The following is a 19,246-nucleotide window of genomic DNA, read 5'->3' on the forward strand; positions in this document are numbered from 1 at the left end:
AGTGCATATGACGAACGACCGCAAGTGAGGTCCGGCTTTACTTCCACTTCGCCAGGTAGAAGCGCGGCAGCTCATCCGGATACGGCGTGAAATCGAGCTGCTTGGAGTGCCCATAGGTCGTCACATAGGTGTGCAGCGGCGCCCAGTAGGCCTGCTCGGTGATCTTCTTGATCGCCGCCGAATAGGCCTCCTTGCGAACCTCGGGGTTGATGGATGATCCGCCTTGCAGCAGCCATTTCTGCACCTCGGGATCGCGCGCATAGTCATCGGCGCCGCCGTCGAAGTAGTTCGGCAGGATCGCCGAGACGTCGTTGATCGAATAGCTGCCCCAGCTTCCGAGATACGTCCGCAATTCGCCTGCCTTGGCGCGCTGGATCAGGGCTGCCGTCTGCAGCTGGTTGAGCTTGGCGCGGATGCCGATCGCATGCAGGTAGTTCTGGACCGACGAGCCCCATTGCGGCAGCACGTAACTGGCAAGCTCGACATCGAAGCCATCGGGATAACCGGCTTCAGTGAGAAGCTGCTTTGCCTTGGCCGGATCGTAGTCGTAGGTTACTGCGGCTTCGGCATCGCAGCCGAACTGCGACGGGAAACACGGCGCTGCAGGAACGCGGCTGCCGCCGGTGACGAGCTTTTCGGCGATCGCCTTGCGATCGATCGCGTGCCAGATCGCCTGACGCACCTTGAGCTTGGTCAGGGGATTGTCGGCGCCGGTGCGGCCGCCGGCGTCGAGCGAGAGAAAACCGATCCGCATCGATTCCTTGCGCACCGCCTGCAGATGCGGCATCCGGTTCACGGGCTCGAGCTGGTCCGGGTTCATGTTCCAGATCCAGTCGGCACGGCCGGCGAGCAACTCCGTCATTTCAGTCGTGGCGTCCGGCACGAAGCGCACGCTCATCTTCTTGATCGCAGGCTTGCCCTTGGGGCTGCCCGCCCAGTAATCCTCGAAGCGCTCGAAGTCGATGGAGACGCCGGGCTCGACCTTGGTCATCTTGTAGGGACCCGCGCCGACCGGCGCCTTGGCGTAGCCTTCGGCGCCGACCTTCTCGCGATAGGCCTTGGGATAGATCGGCAGCACCAGCGCGAAATATTCCAGCGCCGCCGGGTTCGGCCGCTTCAGCGTGACGCGCACCGAAAGATCGCCGGTCTTCTCCGCCTTGTCGATCCAGTTGTAGTTCGATGGCGTCGACACGCGGCTCGCCGGATCGGCGACAAGATTGATGGTGTAAACCACGTCGTCGGCCGTGAACGGGCTACCGTCGTGGAATTTGACGCCCGGGCGCAGCGTGAACTCGATGGTGGTCGCATCCGGCAGCTTCCACTCCGTTGCGAGCAGCGGCTCGAGCTTGAAGGTATCCGGATTGCGATAGACCAGCGCGTCCCAGCCCTGATGGTGCATCACCACGCCGGTGCGAAGATTGTTGAAAAAGGGATCGATGTTGGGAAGCGCATCGCGCATCACGATCCGCAAGGTGTCAGCGGATTTCTGAGCCGTCGCGGGCACCGCACCGGCGCCGAGCAGAACCGCCGCCAGAATGGCCGCACCGAGCTTGTTTTGCATCCGCATATCGCCCTCCAATTATCCGTGTTTTGTGAAGTGGCGTGAAGCACGCCCTATGCCAGATGACACTCTACCATCCCCTGGGGAGGCCGGACCATGCGCGTTGGTGCCTCATGGCGGCAACGCTCGACCGCGATGCGGCAGCGCGGGTTGAACCGGCAGCCCGGCGGAATATTGGCCGGATCCGGCATGGCGTCGCCGAGGCCGATGTCGGGCACGCCCTTGCCCGGCTCCGGGGTCAGCACGCTTTCCAGCAGCGCCTGAGTATAGGGATGGCCGGGCTCGCGAAACAGCGCATCGGTTTCGTTGCGCTCGACGATCCGGCCGAGATACATCACCGCGACTTCGCTCGCCACGTGTTCCACGACGGCAAGATTGTGGCTGATGAAGAGATAGGTCAGTCCGAGGTCGCGGCGCAGGTCGGCGAGCAGATTGAGAATCTGCGCCTGCACCGAAACGTCGAGCGCGCTGGTCGGCTCGTCGCAGATCACGATCCTGGGCTCCAGCACCAGCGCGCGTGCAATCGCCGCGCGCTGGCGTTGCCCGCCGGACAGTTGCGCCGGCATGCGCTCGCCCATCGCGGCCGACAGCCCCACGCGCTCGAGAATGCCAGCGACCCGGCGCTCGATCTCGCCACGCGAGAAGGTGCCCTGGGCTGCCAGCGGCAAGGCCACGATGTCCTTGATGCGGCGGCGCGGATTGAGGGAAGCGAACGGATCCTGGAACACCGGCTGGATCAGCCGGGCGCGCGCCTTGCGGTCGAGGTCGAACAGGCGCTTGCCGTCCACCAGCACGGTCCCCGCCGTCGGCTTGAGCAATCCGAGAATCATGCGCGCGAGCGTGGATTTGCCGCAGCCGGACTCGCCGACAATGCCGAGCACGCTGCCGGCCGGGACGCTGAAGGTGACGTCGTCGACCGCGACCACGCGCTTTTCCGCCGACATCAACCCGGTGTGGACGCGGAATTCGCACCGCAGGTTTTCAACCTCGATCGCGGCGGTCATGCGGGTTGCAGCTCCGCCCAGTGCGGCTCGAGCCGGCAAAGATATTCGTGCGCGTCGCCTGCCGGCCGCCGCGGAATTTCATGCTCGCAAGTCTTGTCGGCATGGGCGCAGCGCGAGCGAAAGGCGCAGCCGGCAAAGCCGGCGCCAATTGCCGGCACGACGCCCGGGATCGAGCCGAGCGGCTTGTCACGCTGCACGCGGCCCGGCACCGGCACGCAGGACAACAGCCCCCGCGTATAGGGGTGTTGCGGTGCGCGGAACAATTCCGCGGTCGTCGCGCGCTCGACCACCTCGCCGGCGTACATGACCGACACGTGGTCGGCGACACGCGCGACGATGCCGAGGTCGTGGGTAATCAGCAGGATCGAGAGGCCAAACTCGCGCTTGAGGTTGGCGAGCAGCCGCAGGATCTGCGCCTGCACGGTGACGTCGAGCGCGGTGGTCGGCTCGTCGGCGATCAATAGTTCGGGATCGCACATCAGCGCCATCGCGATCATCACGCGCTGGCGCAAGCCGCCCGAGAGCTGGTGCGGGAACTGACCGAGCCGCATGCCCGGCGCGGTGATGCCGACGCGGCCCATCAGTTCGGCGGCGCGGTCGAGCGCCGCGGCGCGCGAGCCGCCCTTGTGGCGCGTCAGCACCTCCGCCATCTGCGAGCCGATCGTAAACGCCGGGTTGAGGCTGGTCATCGGCTCCTGGAAGATCATCGCCATGCGATTGCCGCGCAGGCGCGCCATCTCGCGGTCCGACAGCGACGTCAGGTCGGTGCCGGCAAAGCTCATCCGTTTCGCCGAACGCTGGCCGCCGCGCGCGAGCAGACTCATGACAGCCAGTGCGGTGACCGACTTGCCGCAGCCGGATTCGCCGACCAGGCAATGGGTCTCGCCCTTCTCGACCCGGAACGAGGCGCCGCGCACCGCCGCCGTGCGGCCGCCGAACGTGACCTGAAGCTCCTCGACCTCCAACAATGCGCTCATCGCAGCCGCTCCGCGCCGAGCAAATTGCGCAGTCCGTCGCCAACCAGATTGATGCCGAGCACCAGAACAAACAGCGCGACGCCGGGGATCATGATCACCCAGGGCGAAAAGAACATGTAATCCTTGCCCTCGGCGATCATCAACCCCCAGGACGGCAGCGGCGGCGGCACGCCGAGACCGAGAAACGACAAGGCGGCTTCGAGCAGGATCGCCAGCGCCATCTCCAGCGTTGCCACTACCGCGAGATGGCTCGCGATGTTCGGCAGGATCTCCCTGATCAGGATATGCGGCGTCGATGCGCCGGCGCACCAGGCGGCGCTGACATAGTCATGGTTGCGGACCTGCATGGTGGTCGCGCGCGCCACCACGGCGAAGCGATCCCATAACAACAGCCCAAGGGTCGCGACGACGAGCCCGAGGCCCGATCCCATCAGCCCGACCACCGCGAGCGCGACCAGCACGACGGGTATGGACAACCGCGTCGTGATGGCGAACAGCACGACATCGTCGACGCGGCCGCCGAAGAATCCGCCGAGCACGCCGAGCGTAATGCCGATCAACCCTGACGTGATCACCGTCATGATGCCGATCAGCAGCGAAATGCGCGCGCCATAGACCAGCCGCGCCAGATAGTCCCGTCCGAGCTGGTCGGTGCCGAGCAGGTGACCGGCCTGGCTGCCCTCCATCCAGAACGGCGGCTTGAGACGGTTGCCGAGATCCTGCGTGAACGGATCCTGCGGCACCAGCGCGTTGCCGACGACCGCGGCCACCACGACCAGCGCGACGATAGCGATCCCGATCGCAAAGCCGGCGGTGCCGATGCGCGACGCACTCGAAGGCTGGGGCGCCTGAATGGCAATCGGCTCGCTCATCCCGTGCGCAGCCTCGGATCGAGCAGCGCATTGAGGATGTCGGCCAGCAGCGTGAGGCCGATATAGAACACGGCCAGCACCAGCACCACTGCCTGCACCACGGGGAAATCATTCTTGGCGATGCTCTCCCAGCCGAGATAGCCGACGCCATGCAGCGCGAACACCGTCTCGATGACGATCGAGCCGCCCAGCATGAAGCCGAGCTGGACCGCGGCAATCGACACCACCGGAATGGCGGCGTTGCGCAGCGCGTGCTTGAAGATGATGCGCGCCCGCGACAGGCCTTTTGCCCGCGCGGTGCGGATGTAATCCGAAGCCATCGCCTCGATCATCCCCGAGCGCGTCAGCCGCGTCAGCGCCGGGATCGCCGTGAAGGCGAGCACGATCCCCGGCATCACGAAATGCTGCCAGGTGCCGGTGCCCGAGATCGGCAGCACGCCGAGCTGCAGGCCGAGCACGATCATCAGGATCAATGCGAGCCAGAAGCTCGGCACCGCCTGCCCCACCATCGTGAACAGGGTGACGCTGCGATCGATCCAGGTGTTCTCGCGCAACGCCGCCAGGATGCCGAGCGGCAGCGAGATGATCAGGGCGAGGCTGAGGCCGACCAAGCCGAGCGTGACCGTGATCGGCAGCCGCTTCTGGATCAGGTTCGCCACGCTATCCTTGAAGAAATAGCTCTGGCCGAAATCGCCGACCAGGGCGCGGCCGGTCCAGGCGAAGAACTGGACATAGAGCGGACGATCGAGGCCGTAGGCCTTGCGGACGATTTCGACGTCGGCCTGCGTTGCCGACGGGCCGGCGATCGAAATGGCGAGGTCGCCAGACAGCCGCGTCAGCAGGAATGCGAGCGTCATCACGGTGAGCGCGACCAGCACCCCGATGACAAGACGCCGGGCAATTAGACGCAACATCTACAAAACTCCAGCGCCGACCGGCGCGCAGGCGCATTTCCGGGTCGGCGAAGCGATCACAAGTGTCACCAAACTGTCACCCCATGCAAGGGACGATTGCAACGATTTCCCGCCGCGCATCGGCCTGTTGCGATGATTGCAATGTGTGTGCCAACGCTGAATGCAATCTCTCCCCCCCTCCTTGATTGAGGAACATGGCCATTCCCGGACCAAATTCGGCATCAGGATCCGCCGCGCAAGACCTCGCATGCTCCGGCGCCCTCCCCCGCGTGGCCTTTCCGAAAGGCCACCGCTCATTTTTCGAGCGATCTGCGCCAACAAGCTCCGGCCTACCGCAACAATGCTGTTTGCGGTGCGCAGGTCATGAAACGTAACGGCCCGGCGCGAACGGCGTGACGTCGTAGGGCGCGGGCGCACCATCGATCATCGCGGCAATGGCGGCTCCCGTCGCAGGCCCCGTCGTGAAGCCGATATGCTGGTTTCCGAAAGCAAGCCACAGGCCGGCATGTCGGGGCACTGGGCCGATCATCGGCAGGCTGTCGGGCAGTGTCGGCCGCGACCCTCGCCAGGTTTCGCCGACGGCGTCGCCGAATTCGGCCACGCTGCGCGCCAGCGGAACCACCTGATCGAGCTGCGCGAACGAGGAAGGTGCATCGCGGCCGGTCAGTTCGACGCCCGAGGTGACGCGGATGCCCTGCTCCATCGGGGTCATGATAAAGCTGCCGTCGATGTCATAGATCGGACGCCGCAACGGACGTGCCGGGTTCGGCCTGAATTCGCGATGGTAGCCACGCTCGAAGGCGAGCGGAACGCGGTAGCCGAGCGGCCGCAAGATATCTGCTGACCATGGTCCCAGCGCGACCACGACATGGCGCGCCGAAATCTCGCCATCGGCCAGTACCACGCGCCAGCGATCGCCGTCAGGCACGATCGCCTTGACGTCCGCCTGCCTGACATCGCCGCCGACACCAGCGAACATCCGCGCATAGGCCTTGACCACCGCACCCGGTGAGTCGACCGAGGCGGTCTCCGTGTGCAGCAACCCCACTTTGTAGACCGGCACGATATCAGGCTCGAGCGCAGAGATGGCCTGGCGATCGAGCAATTCGCTGGCGATGCCGTATTCGGCCAGGAGGGCCTGCTCCTGCTTCGCCGACGCGGCCGCATCGCTCCGCCACGCCTTGAGCCAGCCGGTTTCGCGAATGCGATGCCCGGCTTCCGCTTTCACGATCCATTCCCGGTGCAGTTTTGCCGATGCACCGATCAACCCATGCAGCGCGGTCGCCCGCGGCCTGAAACGCGACGCAGCCGAATCGGCCAGAAAGCGCGCGACCCATCCCGCGTTTTGAATTGCCCAGACCGGATTCCAGCGCAATGCGGCGTGGCGGTTGGTCAAATATTTCGGCAGCGCCTTCCACAGCGACGGATTGTTGAGCGGCGATATCGAGCCGCTGCTGATGATGCCGGCATTGCCGTAGGAGGTCTCGCTGCCCGGCTCGCGCCGGTCGACGAGAACGACCGACATCCCGCGTTCTCGCGCGGCATAGGCCGTTGATACGCCGACGATGCCCGCGCCGAGCACCACGACATCCGCTTGGTCATCCGACATCACGTTTCCAAACACTTTCCCAGGACTTCATATGGAGCAGTCTTTGGGGATGCTCAAGCCACGCGACCGGCCGCGCGATAGGCGGTTACCGCGCCCACGATCAAACCCAGGATCGCGCCCCCGAATGTCAGCAAAGCGACAAGGATCGCCGGGCGTGTGGAGGTGGACGCGAAAGAATTCGCATCATGGACTTGAAAAGCGAACGGCTGCGCGCGATCGCCGCCGTTTCAGGCGCAAAAACGGTGGGTTTTGGCGTTCTCAGTTTGATACCGAATGGCGCGCCATTCATACACAATTGAAATTGCTTGTGATTTCTTCCGCCCTCAATGGTTCGACCGCCGTGGGCGCCGACTTCGGCCTCACGCGCTGCCGTAGGGAATTTCAGCACGCTTCACGACAGCGTGCCCCTTTCGCTCCGGGATCGTAGTATTGTCGTCGGGAGCTGTCGAAGTTTCGAGACCGAGGATTTTGCGTACGCGGTCAAGGCAATGGCGCTCGAAGAGATGCACTCCAGAATCTAGCTGATGATCGCGGCTGTGGTCGGACGGCGCGGCAAATGGAGGACATTATGGCGCGTGATGACAAAGCCCGGGCAACTCTGATCCGGGATGCAGCGGGCAACGTGCAGCCGGGCAAGAGCCCCCGGGCCTTTGCCGAGCCTTTGTTCGGCTACACCAACATTGAGGACCTCGCCAATTACGATGCCGCCTCGCTTGCCCTCCTGGCGGAGCAAGCCTGGGAACACGTGCAGCGGCGCACGGCAGGCCGCGCCGATATCCGCGTCGCCAACCCGACGTTGCCCAACGGGCGCGAGATTTCCGTGCTCGAAATTCTCAACGACAACATGCCTTTCCTGTTCGATTCCACCATGGCGGAGCTCGCCGAGCAGGGCATCGAAGTCACCCTTGTCGCTCACCCGATCATCGCCGTGGAGCGCGATGACCAGGGCAAGCTGCTGCGCTTCTACGGCGAAGCACTGCCCGAGGGCGCAAAGGGCACGCGCGAAAGCCTGATTCACCTCCACATCAACCGCCTGGACGCCGATGCCGATCGCCAGAAGCTGATCGACGGCCTCACCAGGACGTTGAACGACGTCCGCGCCTGCGTCACCGACTGGCGCGCCATGCGCGACCGCGTCGAGGAAGCGATCAAGACTTTCTCTTCCAATCCACCGCCGCTGCCGATCGACGAGGTCGCCGAAGCCAACCAGTTCCTGCAATGGCTCTGCGCGGACAATTTCACCTTCCTCGGCGTGCGCGAATATCGCTTCTCGCCCGACAGCGATGCGTCCGACGTCACAACCGACGACGGCCTCGGCATCCTGCGCGATCCCGACGTGAAGGTCCTGCGCCGCGGCAGCGAAATGGTAGTGATGACGCCGGAAATTCGCGCCTTCATGCGCGAGCCGACCCTGCTGATCGTCATCAAGGCCAATGTCTCCAGCCGCGTCCATCGCCGCATCCGGATGGATTATGTGGGCATCAAGCTCTATACCCCCGACGGCCGGCTCGAGGGCGAGTTGCGCGTCGTCGGCCTTTTCACCTCAGGCGCCTATACCCGCTCGGTACGACAGATCCCTTATGTCCGCCACAAGGTGTCGGGGGTCCTCCAGCGTGCGGGCTTTGACCCGAGCGGCCATTCCGGCAAAGCGCTCATGCATATTCTCGAAGAATATCCGCGTGACGAACTGTTCCAGGTCGACGTCGACACTCTCAACAATTTCGTCATAGAGGTTCTGATCCTCTACGAGCGCCCCCGAGTCCGGGCGCTCGCGCGGGTGGACAAATTCGATCGCTTCGTCTCCATCCTCACCTTCATTCCGCGCGAGAAATACGACACCAACGTCCGCACGCGCGTCGGCGCCTTCCTGGCGCAGGCCTACAAGGGGGTCCTGTCCGCCTCTTACGTATCATTCCCTGAAGGGGCGCTTGCGCGCGTCCACTACATCATCGGGCGCTATGAAGGCAAAACTCCCGTCGTCGAGCGCGCCGCGCTCGAAGCCGGGATCAGCGCCATTGCCGCAACCTGGGCCGACAGGCTGAAGGCCACGCTCACTGCGTCGACCGATGGCATGCGGGCGCGCATGCTCACCAACCGATACGCCCAGGCCTTTAGCGGGGGCTATACCGAGGTCTTCACGGCGGAACAGGCGATCGCCGATATTGCGACCGTCGAAAAGCTCACGCCGGCCCGACCGGTGACGATTTCGGTTCACCGCGACGAAAGCGAGGACGCTCCAAGGCGCTTCGGCCTGAAGGTGTTCTCGGACGCCGCACCGCTATCGCTGTCCTACCGCGTGCCGGTTATCGAAAATCATGGCCTGCGCGTGGTCAACGAACGCACCTATCAGATCGTGCCCGGTACCAGGCCGGCGCCGGTCTGGCTGCACGACATGACGATCGAGACCAGCGACGGCCAGCCAATCGAGATCAACCCGGAATTCAGCCATCGCCTGGAAGCCTCGATCATGGCGGTGGTCACCGACCGCGCCGAATCCGACGGGTACAATGCCCTGATCCTGCGCACGGCCCTGGGCTGGCGGGAAGTCTCGGCCATCCGGGCGTTGTCTCGCTATTTGCACCAGATCCGCGCTCCCTTCACCCAGGACTATATGTGGGAGACCTTGCGCAAGAACGCCGCGATCACGGCCAACCTCGTCGCGCTGTTCCAGACCCGCCTCGATCCAGCCCTCGCCTCAACGGAGGCCGAGCGCTCGGCGCGCGAGACAGCCCTGCTTGCCGAGATCGAGGAGCAGCTCAAATCCGTCGCCTCACTCGATGAAGACCGCATCCTGCGCCGCTTCACCAATCTCGTGCAGGCAACCATCCGCACCAATCTGTGGCAGATTGGCGAAAATGGACATCCACGTCCGGTGATCTCCTTCAAGTTCGACGCGCGCCGGATCGACGACCTGCCGGCTCCACGACCTCTCTACGAGATCTTCGTCTATTCACCTCGCGTCGAAGGTATTCACCTGCGCTTCGGCAAGGTTGCTCGCGGTGGCTTGCGCTGGTCCGACCGGCCGCAGGATTTCCGCACCGAGATCTTGGGCCTCGTGAAGGCGCAGCAGGTCAAGAACGCCGTGATCGTGCCCGTCGGCGCCAAGGGCGGCTTCGTGCCCAAGCGGCTGCCGCCGCCCGCCAATCGCGAAGCCTGGCTCGCGGAAGGCACCGAAGCCTATCGCATCTTCGTTCGCTCGCTGCTCGAACTCACCGACAATCTCGACGGCGACATCGTCGTGCCGCCCGAATCCACCGTGCGCCATGACGGCGACGACCCCTACCTCGTCGTTGCCGCCGACAAGGGCACCGCCACCTTCTCCGACGTCGCCAACGCGATCTCGATCGAGAAGAACCATTGGCTCGGCGATGCCTTCGCTTCCGGTGGCAGCCAGGGCTACGACCACAAGAAGATGGGGATCACGGCGCGCGGCGCCTGGGAGGCGGTCAAGCGCCACTTCCGCGAGCTCGGCACCGACATTCAGACCATGCCGTTCACCGCGGTCGGCGTCGGTGACATGTCCGGCGACGTTTTCGGCAATGGCATGCTGCTCTCACCGGCGACAAAGCTTGTGGCAGCTTTCGATCATCGCGACATATTCATCGACCCCTCGCCCGATCCTTCGATCAGCTTCGCTGAGCGCAAGCGCCTGTTCGACCTGCCGCGATCGAGCTGGCAAGACTACAACAAGTCGCTGATCTCGGAAGGTGGCGGCGTGTTCTCGCGCCAGCTCAAGGCGATCCCGCTCGCTCCGGAAGCGCGCACCCTGCTCGATCTCGACAAGGCGCAAGCCACGCCTTTCGAGGTGATGACGGCGATCCTGAAGGCACGTGCGGACCTCTTGTGGTTTGGCGGTATCGGCACCTATGTCCGCTCCTCCTCTGAAAGCGACGATCAGGCCGGCGACCGCGCCAACGATACGATCCGCATCACGGGCGGCGACGTGCGCGCCCGGGTGATCGGCGAAGGTGCCAATCTCGGCGTCACCCAGCGCGGCCGCATTGAAGCGGCGCAGAAGGGCGTCAAGCTCAACACCGACGCCATCGACAATTCGGCCGGCGTGAACACGTCCGACGTCGAGGTCAATATCAAGATCGCGATGGCGCGCCTCGAGCGCGAGGGGCGCCTCAGCCCCGCCGACCGCAACAGCCTGCTTGCCGCGATGACCGACGAGGTCGGCGTGCTGGTGCTGCGCAACAACTATCTGCAGACGCTGGCGCTCTCGCTCGCCGAGCGCAAGGGCGCGGCCGAGACCGGCTTCCTCACCCGCCTGATGCAGTCGCTGGAGCAGCGCGGCTTGCTCAGTCGCACGGTGGAGTTCTTGCCCGACGACGCAACGCTCACCGAGCGCACACGGCGCGGCCAGTTCCTGATGCGGCCCGAGCTTGCCGTGTTGCTCGCCTACGCCAAGCTGACCCTCTACGATGACCTGCTCGCCACCAGCGTGCCCGATGATCCCTATCTTGCCCGCGAACTATCCCAATATTTTCCGCGCGAGGTTCAGGACAAATTCCCGACAGCGGTCGAATTCCATCGCCTGCGGCGGGAGATCATCGCGACTGGCCTCGCCAATGCGGTGATCAACCGCGGCGGCCCCGCCTGTGTCGTGCGCCTGATCGACGAGACGGACGCCGATATCGCGACCATTGTGATGGCCTACGTGGCGGTCGACGAATGCTACGGACTGAAGTGGCTCAATGACGCGATCGATGCACTCGATACCCGCATCGACGGACAGGTGCAGCTGTCCCTCTACGCTGCTGTGCAGGACCTCCTGCTCTCCCGCATGGTCTGGTACGTGCGCAACGTCGATTTCAAGGATGGGCTGGAGGCCGTCGTCGCGCGCTTCGGCCCGGCTATCCGCCAGATCGTCGGCGGGCTCGACACAGCGTTACCGCCGGACTTGCAGGCCGCACGTGCCAAGCGTCGGCAGGACCTGACCGATGCCGGTGTCCCGACCGGCCTCGCCGGCGAACTCGCCGATCTCGACGCTCTGGTCTCGGCACCTGACATCGTGACAGTTGCGGAGCGCACCACGCGCGCCATCGGCGATGCGGCGGCGACCTTCTTCGCCGCCGAGGCCAACTTCCGTCTCGACCGCATTATCGCCGCCGCGCGCAGCGTGCCGGCAAACGATTACTTCGAACGTATGGCCATCGATCGCGCCGTTGAGCAGATCGCTGTCGCCGAAAGAAGATTGGCCGCGGATATGCTGGCAACCGGACAGTCCGGCCAGCAGGCCGTCGAGACCTGGATCGCGGCTCATCCCGAAGCGACGCGTATCCGCCGCTCGGTCGAGGAGATTGGTGCCAGTGGCTTGACGCTCGCCAAGCTGACGGTGGCGGCGAACCTGCTGGGGGACTTGGTCAAAGCCTGAGGGCGTGCGCGAGGCAGCGATGTGAAACTCTAGAGCATTTTCGATTCTGAAAGAACTAGAACCGGGCTCTAGATTCTTGTTCTGACGCGTTTTCTTAACGCGAACCGGCGTCCACTTCGCTTGAAAACGCTGTAACGCGCAATGCTAGCGCAGATTGTCAGCCGGCGAACGGAGGAATCCAATGATCCACGCTACTTGCCATACCGCCGATAATGTCCGCTGCATCGAGTTCGATGCCACACCCTGGTTCAGCGAGGCTGACGCTCCGAGCATCATCAATTTGGCCCGGCGAGGATGGGCCAGCACAGCGATTGCAGATTCCCTCGAGCACCGACGAGGATACGAACGCTTGCATGACCTCGTTGAGTATGCGGCGAAGCGACTGAAATCGGAATCCCTAGAGGACCCAACCTGGGAAACCTTCGAGTGCGTCGTCGAAGGACCCGAGGCCGTCGCCTGGCTCGAGAAAAACCGGCCAGACGTTGTAGCAAGGATCCCGTAAGCCACGGGACGCGGTGCAATGGCCGCGATTGATTGGCGGCATCGCAAACGAAGCGGAAATGGCGCGCCCGAAGAGATTCGAACTCCTGACCCCCAGATTCGTAGTCTGGTGCTCTATCCAGCTGAGCTACGGGCGCGTTTTCGCTTGTGCATTTGGGCTTAAGGGGCCCGGATGCGTCCGAATAAGGTCGGACGGTCGCGAAAGAGCGCTTTAGCTACCCGCTCCGGCCTCGCTTGGCAAGGTCCGCTTGGTGCGATTTGCCGGCCGAATTGGAGGCCGGCAGTTTGATGCCGGTTCCGGACGCTTGTTGGGGCGCTCCCGAAATTTATATGCAATTACAGGCAATTAAGTACACGGCCCTTCGCGGTGCCCCAACCGGGGCGCACCGCGCGCTGCGCGGGATTTCCAGCCGATCGCGGGCATGAATGTCTCGGCGGCGTGGCCCTGCCCGGATTGCCGCCGACGCAAGCCCGGTAGCGACCGTGGCCCATGAGCACCCCGGGGAGGCTCACCGCCCCTTGAACACCGGCTTGCGCTTCTCGCGGAACGCGGCGAGCGCTTCCCTGGTGTCCTCGGTTTCGGCCAGCGCAGCCGTCTGGCTCTGCTCGTAGCGATAGCCGTCGCGCAGCGGCAGTTCCTCGGTCAATCCGAACGAACGCTTGGCCGCAACGACCGCGAGCGGCACCTTCTCTGCGATCGTCTTGCCGATCGCCTGCGCCTCGGCAACGACACGCTCGCGCGGCACGCAGACGGACGCGACGTTCATGCGGTAGAGGTCGGCGCCCGACATGCGCCTGGCCGTATAGATCATCAGGCGCGCATCCGACGGGCTGAACGAGCGCAAGACGTGGCGGACGCCGCCCGCAAGCCCGTAATCGACCTCGGTCATGGACATGTAGGCTTCCTCGGCGACCACGAGGATGTCGGAGACGAGGGCGAGCACGCACCCGGCGCCGATCGCCGCGCCGTTGACGGCCGCGATCACCGGCTTCGGGCATTCCATCACGCAATCGAACGAGGCGCGCACGAGACGGTTGTGACGCGAATAGCCGCCCGGCTCCTGCAGCAGCGCGGGGCGCTCCGACAGATCCGCGCCCGCCGAAAAGATCTTGCCGTCGCCGGTCAGCACGATGGCGCGCACGTCGGTCTCGGCGCCGAGCACATCGAAAATCCTGACGATCTCTTCGCGAAATTTACGATCCTGCGAGTTCACCGGCGGCGCCGTGATCGTCAGCGTCGCGACGTGATCGGTGACCTCGATGCGGAAGCGTTCGAGCGTTTCGAGACCTTTCATGGGGCAGTCCTTTCGAAGCCGTAGAGGCGAGCGGGATTGTCGACGAGAATGCGGGCGCGCTGCGCCGGATCAGGCACCCAGGAGCGCAGCAGATCGAGCATCTGACCGGCATCCGGCGCCGGGTTCATGCGCACATAGGGCCAGTCAGACCCCCACACAACACGCTCCGGCGCGGCGGCGATCAGGGCGTCGTGGAAGGCGCGCGCATCGTCATGCCCGGGACGTTGCGACACACGGCAAATCGTCAGCTTGGCCCAGACGTCACTGTCGGCGAGGCGCGCACGAATGGATTTGAAGGCAGCGGCATTCGGCCCATGCAGCGGATCAGGACACGCCATGTGGTCCAGCACGAGCGGCACCTTCGAGCGCAGCAAATGCGGCAGCCATTCCGCGAGATCACCCGCCCTGGCCCATAGCTGGGCGTGAAGGCCAGCCGCCCGCATGCGCGGCGCCAGCACCGCGATGGCATCGAAGCCGACGCTGCCGGGATAGCGGCTACCATCCGGTGCGCGCATCTCGACGAAGCGGAGCCCGACGATGCCCGCGGCGCGCCAGCGCTGGAGTGTGCCGGTGTCGATGCCGGGATCTGCGACCGCAATGCCGCGGAGCGTGCCGGGCGCGGTCGCGATGGCGCTCAGCATGGCATCGGGATTGCTGCCGTAGGGCGCCGGCTGAACCAGCACGCCGCGCGTCAGGCCAAGTGTCTTGCGCAGGGTGGCCGCGACCTGCGGCGTCGCATCGGGAAGCGCGTAAAGCGGCGTGGCCACTGGACGAAAGCGATCGTGCGGGCCGAACACGTGAAAATGCGCATCGCACGCGTCGAGCGGCAGCGTCCATGCCGGCGCGCCCGCGCCCGGCGCCGGCACGGTCGCAAAGTCGGCCGCTTTCACGACGCACTCCCGTGGCGCCCCGGCGGCAGAGTGACCAGGATGGTCTCGGGCGCCAGACCCGTCGTGCCCTCAGGCAACGGCAACTGGTGCGCATTCAATGTCTGCGCCACCATCGTGTAATAGCCGATCACCGCCGTCAATTCGACCACACCGCGCGCGCCCCAGCGGCCCAGTACGGCGGCGTAGGTTTCAGCCGGCACGCGACCCGTCTGCTGCAATGCGCGCGTGAAATCGTAAACCTCGAACTCCGCCTCATCGTCGAAATCAGGGCTTTCGAGCGCCGCGATGGCATCGACGATCTCCTGCCCCACGCCCGCCACTACCGCGGCGCGCGCATGCACCCACCACTCGACCTGCGCCGTCCAGCGCCGTCCGGTCACGATGATCGCGAGTTCGTTGAGGCGAGACGGCAAACAGGTGCGATAGCGCAGAAACTCGCCAAGCGTCGACCATGCCGACGCCAGCTCCGGGCTGTGGATCGCCGCACGCAGCGGACCGATCATCTGCCCGCGCGGACCCGACACGACGGAATCGTGGAGACGGCGCTGCTCGGCGTTCATGTCTTCGACGTCGAGCAGTGGAATGCGCGGACGCTGGTCCTCGACGCCGGTCACGATGCGCCTTCCGCGAGCAATCCGAGTTCGCGCAGCACTTCCTGCGTATGTTGACCGAGCAGCGGCGGCGCCCGGTCGAAGCGCAGCGGCGCATCGGCGAGTCTGATCGGGCTGACGACCTGGGGGACGCGGCCGGCGAGCGGATGCGGCAGGTATCGCAACATCTCGCGATGTTGCAGTTGGGGATCGGCGAAGACTTGAGAGATCGTGTTGATCGGCGCGGCCGGCACGCCGGCGGCGTCCAGCGCGGCCACGAGTGCGTCCCGCTTCCACGAGGCGAAGGCGGCGGACAGCAGCGCCGTCAGGTCGGCATTGGCACGGACGCGGGCGGCATTGGTCGCGAAGCGCGGGGCGCGCGCGAGACTGGCGTCGCCGATCACCTCGCACAGCCTTGCGAACTGGCCGTCATTGCCGACCGCGAGCACGAAATGTCCGTCGGACGCGGCAAACACGTCTTGCGGCTGGATGTTGGGATGACGGTTGCCGCCGCGCTGCGGCGTTTTGCCGGAGACGAGATGGTTCATCGCCTGGTTGGCGAGGAACGCCGCCGCGACATCGAGCATGGCAAGGTCGATGGTCTCGCCCTGCCCGGTCTCGGCGCGCCGCGCCAGTGCGGCGAGAATGGCCACCGTCGCGTACATGCCCGTCATCATATCGACAACGGGAATGCCGACCTTCTGCGGACCGCCGCCGGGCTCGCCATCGCGCTCGCCGGTCACGCTCATCAGGCCGCCCATGGCCTGGATGGCGAAGTCGTACGCGGCGTTCTGGCTTCTCGGACCGTCCTGGCCGAAACCGGTGACCGAGCAGTAGACCAGCGACGGCTTCAGCCTGCGCAGCGACGCCGCATCGAGACCGTACTTCGCAAGCGCGCCGACCTTGAAATTCTCGATCACGACATCGCATTCCTGCGCCATGGCACGGATCAGTTGCTGGCCCTCGACGGTCGCGATGTCGACGGCGACGGATCGCTTGCCGCGATTGACCGAAAGAAAATAGCCGCTCTCCCCGGTGGCGTTGCCGTCCTGATCCCGGAGAAATGGCGGACCCCAGGCGCGCGTATCGTCGCCCGCGCACGGCCGCTCGATCTTGATGACGTCGGCGCCGAGGTCGGCGAGAATCTGCGTCGCCCACGGCGCTGCCATGATGCGCCCGAGGTCGAGCACGCGGATGTGCTTCAATGGACCGTTGCGGGGATGCGCCGCCTCAGCCATCGACGATCTCCGTCGCTTTGGCCGACGGGCGCGCCGCAAACGTGGCCTGCCACGCGGCCAGCCGGGGCCGGCCCTCGCGCCACGCGAGATCGGCAAAGCGAAAATCCAGATAGGAGAACGCACAGCCGACCGCGATGTGCCCGATCCCGAACGGCTCGCTCTCCAGTGCGCCCGCCTCCGCCTCCAGGCGGTCGAGCGTGGCGGCGGCCTTGATGGCGAAGGCGTCGAGCCACGCGTGCGTCTGCCGGCCGGCCGGTTTGTCGCGCTCGTTGCGCCAGAGCACGAGCAGATCGAGCAGGCCGTCGGCAAGCGCCTGACGGCTCAGCACCAGCCAGCGCAGCCGGCCCGCCGGCGCGAGCAGCCGCCCGCCTCCGGCGAGGCTATCGAGATATTCGACGATGACGGCCGAATCGAACAGCACCGTGCCGTCCCCGAGAACCAGCGCCGGGATCTTGCTCAGCGGATTGTCCAGCATGATCGCGGGGTTGGGTTTACTCATCGCCGCGACACTGCGCACGCATTCGATTTTTTCGGCGAGGCCGAGTTCGTGCGCGGCGACCATTACCTTTCGCACGAACGGCGACCGTGGAGACCAATGCAGCTTCATGCTTCGCCCGTCGAGAATAGTGCAGGCCGCTTCAAGGGCCTTCCCATCGCGGTAAAGGTCATATATACGGACTTTTGTCAATTCGAACTGCCAGCCGGGAGAAAACGTGGCAAGCCTGACCGACGCCGGAGTACCTTTGAGCCGTAGTGCCGTGGCGCGCTACATCCAGCTCGCGACCTTGTTCCGCAGCCGCATCATGTCCGGCCAGTGGCCCGCCGGCGGCCAGATCCCAACCATCGAACAGCTGATGGCCGAATGCGGCGTCGCGCGTGCGACGATCCGCCAGGCGCTCGGCCTGCTCGAAGACGAGGGCCTCGTCTCGCGCTATCGCGCCAAGGGCACGTTCGTCACGGACAAGGCCCGGGCGCATGTCTGGCTCGATGTGACGACCGACCTCCGCGGCATGTTGAACACCCGCGACGGCGCGACGATCGAGGTGCTCGAGGACACGCTGGTTCCTGCGCCCGAGCGCTGGCCGCACGATATCGGCACGATATCGCGGACCTATCGGCGGCTGCGGCGCCGCCACGTCCGTGACGGGCGGGCGTTCCTTATCGCCGAGGTCTATATCGACGCCGCGCTGGCGAGCCGCCTGCCGAAGCGCGCCATCACAACGCTGACCGCGATGCGCCTCGCCGCGAGCATTCCCGGCGTGCACATCGAAAGCGCACGTCAGACCATGACGATCGGCAGTTCGGATCTGGAAGTCTCGGAACTGCTGGGATTGCCGCTGAATGCGCCGATCTGTTTCGTCGATCGTTCGGCGGTGGATCAGCGGGGGCGGCTCGTGCTGGTGTCAAAGGGCATATACCGCGGCGACGTCGTGCGGGTGGACATGGACGTCAAATGACCGGCGCAGAGCAAATAGGTCATAAGTATGAACTTTATGTTCAAGCATGTCGGCGCGGAATCCGGGGTATCGTTGCCGTGGCCGCGATGTGGTCGGTGATGCAGCCGCATGGTCCGGCTGCCTCTGCCGAAGCGACGCGCAGCCGCGAAATCGTGCGCTATGACAACGTCGAAATCGATCTGATCGCCGAAGGCCGCGGGCCGCTGATCGTCATGCTGCCATCGCGCGGCCGCGACTCCGAGGATTTCGACGATGTCGCGTCCCGGCTTGCACAGGCCGGCTATCGCGTGCTGCGGCCGCAGCCGCGTGGCGCCGGCAAGAGCACGGGCCCGCTCGAAGGCATCCGCATGCAGGATCTCGCCCGCGACGTCGCGCATGTCATCGCCCGCGAGAACGCAGGCCCGGCCGTGATCGCCGGTCATGCCTTCGGCAACTGGGTGGCGCGCATGACGGCCACTGACCATCCCGCGCTCGTACGCGGCGTCGTTCTGATGGCGGCGGCCGCCAAAGCGTACCCGGAAGAACTGCGGGCCGTCGTGCAGCAAGCCGGCGATACGAGCCTGCCGGACGAACAGCGCCTCGCGGCCTTGCGCAAGGGCTTCTTCCTTCCAGCCCATGACGCCACCGTGTGGCTGCACGGCTGGGCGCCCGCGGCAAACAAGGCGCAGAGCGTGGCGGTAGCCGCGACCAAACAGGCTGAATACTGGCAGGCAGGCACGGTACCGATGCTCGATCTGGTGCCCGACGGGGACCCGTTCAAGCCGAAAGAGAAGTGGAACGAAAGCCGCGAGGAGTTCGGCGATCGCGCGTCCGTCGTCGTCATTCCCAATGCCAGCCACGCGCTGATCCCGGAACAGCCCGGCGCCGTCGTCGACGCTATCGTGGCGTGGATCGCGAAGCTGTAACGCACCAAGAAAAAAGAGGCGCAGCAAGCGCCTCGCCCATGGGAGGAAAAGTAATG

14 protein-coding genes and 1 tRNA gene are annotated in these 19,246 nt (G+C 65.2%); 3 read left to right on the forward strand and 12 right to left on the reverse strand.

The features are described from left to right. Positions 1 to 37: 37 nt before the first annotated feature. From ACVWVY_RS03170 to ACVWVY_RS03195, 6 genes are all read right to left on the reverse strand, one after another. Positions 38 to 1,567: an ABC transporter substrate-binding protein gene (locus ACVWVY_RS03170; protein WP_456625013.1), complete on the reverse strand. Its 1,530-nt coding sequence runs from the start codon at positions 1,565 to 1,567 to the stop codon at positions 38 to 40. Positions 1,568 to 1,614: 47 nt separating this feature from the next. Beyond that, positions 1,615 to 2,565, reverse strand: coding sequence for an ABC transporter ATP-binding protein (locus tag ACVWVY_RS03175; protein ID WP_456625014.1), 951 nt, complete (start codon positions 2,563 to 2,565; stop codon positions 1,615 to 1,617). Next, positions 2,562 to 3,542, reverse strand: a complete 981-nt coding sequence (locus ACVWVY_RS03180; protein WP_456625015.1) for an ABC transporter ATP-binding protein — start codon at positions 3,540 to 3,542, stop codon at positions 2,562 to 2,564. The genes ACVWVY_RS03175 and ACVWVY_RS03180 overlap by 4 nt, the downstream gene beginning before the upstream one ends. Next, the gene (locus ACVWVY_RS03185) at positions 3,539 to 4,414 is read right to left on the reverse strand and encodes an ABC transporter permease (RefSeq protein ID WP_456625016.1); all 876 of its coding nucleotides are present in this window, start codon (positions 4,412 to 4,414) and stop codon (positions 3,539 to 3,541) included. Before ACVWVY_RS03185 ends, ACVWVY_RS03180 begins: the two co-directional genes overlap by 4 nt. Then, the gene (locus tag ACVWVY_RS03190) at positions 4,411 to 5,328 is read right to left on the reverse strand and encodes an ABC transporter permease (protein WP_456625017.1); all 918 of its coding nucleotides are present in this window, start codon (positions 5,326 to 5,328) and stop codon (positions 4,411 to 4,413) included. The genes ACVWVY_RS03185 and ACVWVY_RS03190 overlap by 4 nt, the downstream gene beginning before the upstream one ends. 361 nt (positions 5,329 to 5,689) lie before the next feature. Continuing rightward, on the reverse strand, positions 5,690 to 6,937 hold the full coding sequence (locus ACVWVY_RS03195) for an NAD(P)/FAD-dependent oxidoreductase (protein WP_456625018.1): 1,248 nt from the start codon (positions 6,935 to 6,937) through the stop codon (positions 5,690 to 5,692). Between the two features lie 556 nt (positions 6,938 to 7,493). Between ACVWVY_RS03195 and ACVWVY_RS03200 the strand changes: the two genes are divergently transcribed. Beyond that, positions 7,494 to 12,314: an NAD-glutamate dehydrogenase gene (locus ACVWVY_RS03200; protein ID WP_456625019.1), complete on the forward strand. Its 4,821-nt coding sequence runs from the start codon at positions 7,494 to 7,496 to the stop codon at positions 12,312 to 12,314. Between the two features lie 561 nt (positions 12,315 to 12,875). Here the strand turns inward: ACVWVY_RS03200 and ACVWVY_RS03205 are convergent. From ACVWVY_RS03205 to ACVWVY_RS03230, 6 genes are all read right to left on the reverse strand, one after another. After that, positions 12,876 to 12,952 (reverse strand) — tRNA-Arg (locus ACVWVY_RS03205). Positions 12,953 to 13,324: 372 nt separating this feature from the next. After that, positions 13,325 to 14,110: an enoyl-CoA hydratase/isomerase family protein gene (locus ACVWVY_RS03210; RefSeq protein ID WP_456625020.1), complete on the reverse strand. Its 786-nt coding sequence runs from the start codon at positions 14,108 to 14,110 to the stop codon at positions 13,325 to 13,327. After that, entirely contained in the window at positions 14,107 to 15,000 is an 894-nt protein-coding gene (locus ACVWVY_RS03215) for an amidohydrolase family protein (protein WP_456625021.1), read from the reverse strand. Before ACVWVY_RS03215 ends, ACVWVY_RS03210 begins: the two co-directional genes overlap by 4 nt. Then, on the reverse strand, positions 14,997 to 15,614 hold the full coding sequence (locus tag ACVWVY_RS03220) for a carboxymuconolactone decarboxylase family protein (RefSeq protein WP_456625022.1): 618 nt from the start codon (positions 15,612 to 15,614) through the stop codon (positions 14,997 to 14,999). The genes ACVWVY_RS03215 and ACVWVY_RS03220 overlap by 4 nt, the downstream gene beginning before the upstream one ends. Beyond that, positions 15,611 to 16,828 (reverse strand): CaiB/BaiF CoA transferase family protein, encoded by a 1,218-nt coding sequence (locus ACVWVY_RS03225; protein ID WP_456625023.1) that lies wholly within the window; start codon positions 16,826 to 16,828, stop codon positions 15,611 to 15,613. The genes ACVWVY_RS03220 and ACVWVY_RS03225 overlap by 4 nt, the downstream gene beginning before the upstream one ends. Further along, positions 16,821 to 17,435 carry a glutathione S-transferase family protein gene (locus ACVWVY_RS03230; protein WP_456625024.1) on the reverse strand — a complete coding sequence of 205 codons (615 nt, stop codon included), beginning with the start codon at positions 17,433 to 17,435 and terminating at the stop codon, positions 16,821 to 16,823. The genes ACVWVY_RS03225 and ACVWVY_RS03230 overlap by 8 nt, the downstream gene beginning before the upstream one ends. 106 nt (positions 17,436 to 17,541) lie before the next feature. On the opposite strand from ACVWVY_RS03230, the gene ACVWVY_RS03235 reads away from it, so the two are divergent. Together ACVWVY_RS03235 and ACVWVY_RS03240 are read left to right on the forward strand one after the other, a co-directional pair. After that, complete coding sequence (locus ACVWVY_RS03235; RefSeq protein WP_456625025.1) at positions 17,542 to 18,285, forward strand: GntR family transcriptional regulator; 744 nt, start codon at positions 17,542 to 17,544, stop codon at positions 18,283 to 18,285. Between the two features lie 86 nt (positions 18,286 to 18,371). Continuing rightward, positions 18,372 to 19,190 (forward strand): alpha/beta fold hydrolase, encoded by an 819-nt coding sequence (locus ACVWVY_RS03240; protein WP_456632084.1) that lies wholly within the window; start codon positions 18,372 to 18,374, stop codon positions 19,188 to 19,190. The last annotated feature ends 56 nt before the right edge of the window (positions 19,191 to 19,246 follow it).

Source organism: Bradyrhizobium sp. URHC0002 (assembly GCF_054059515.1).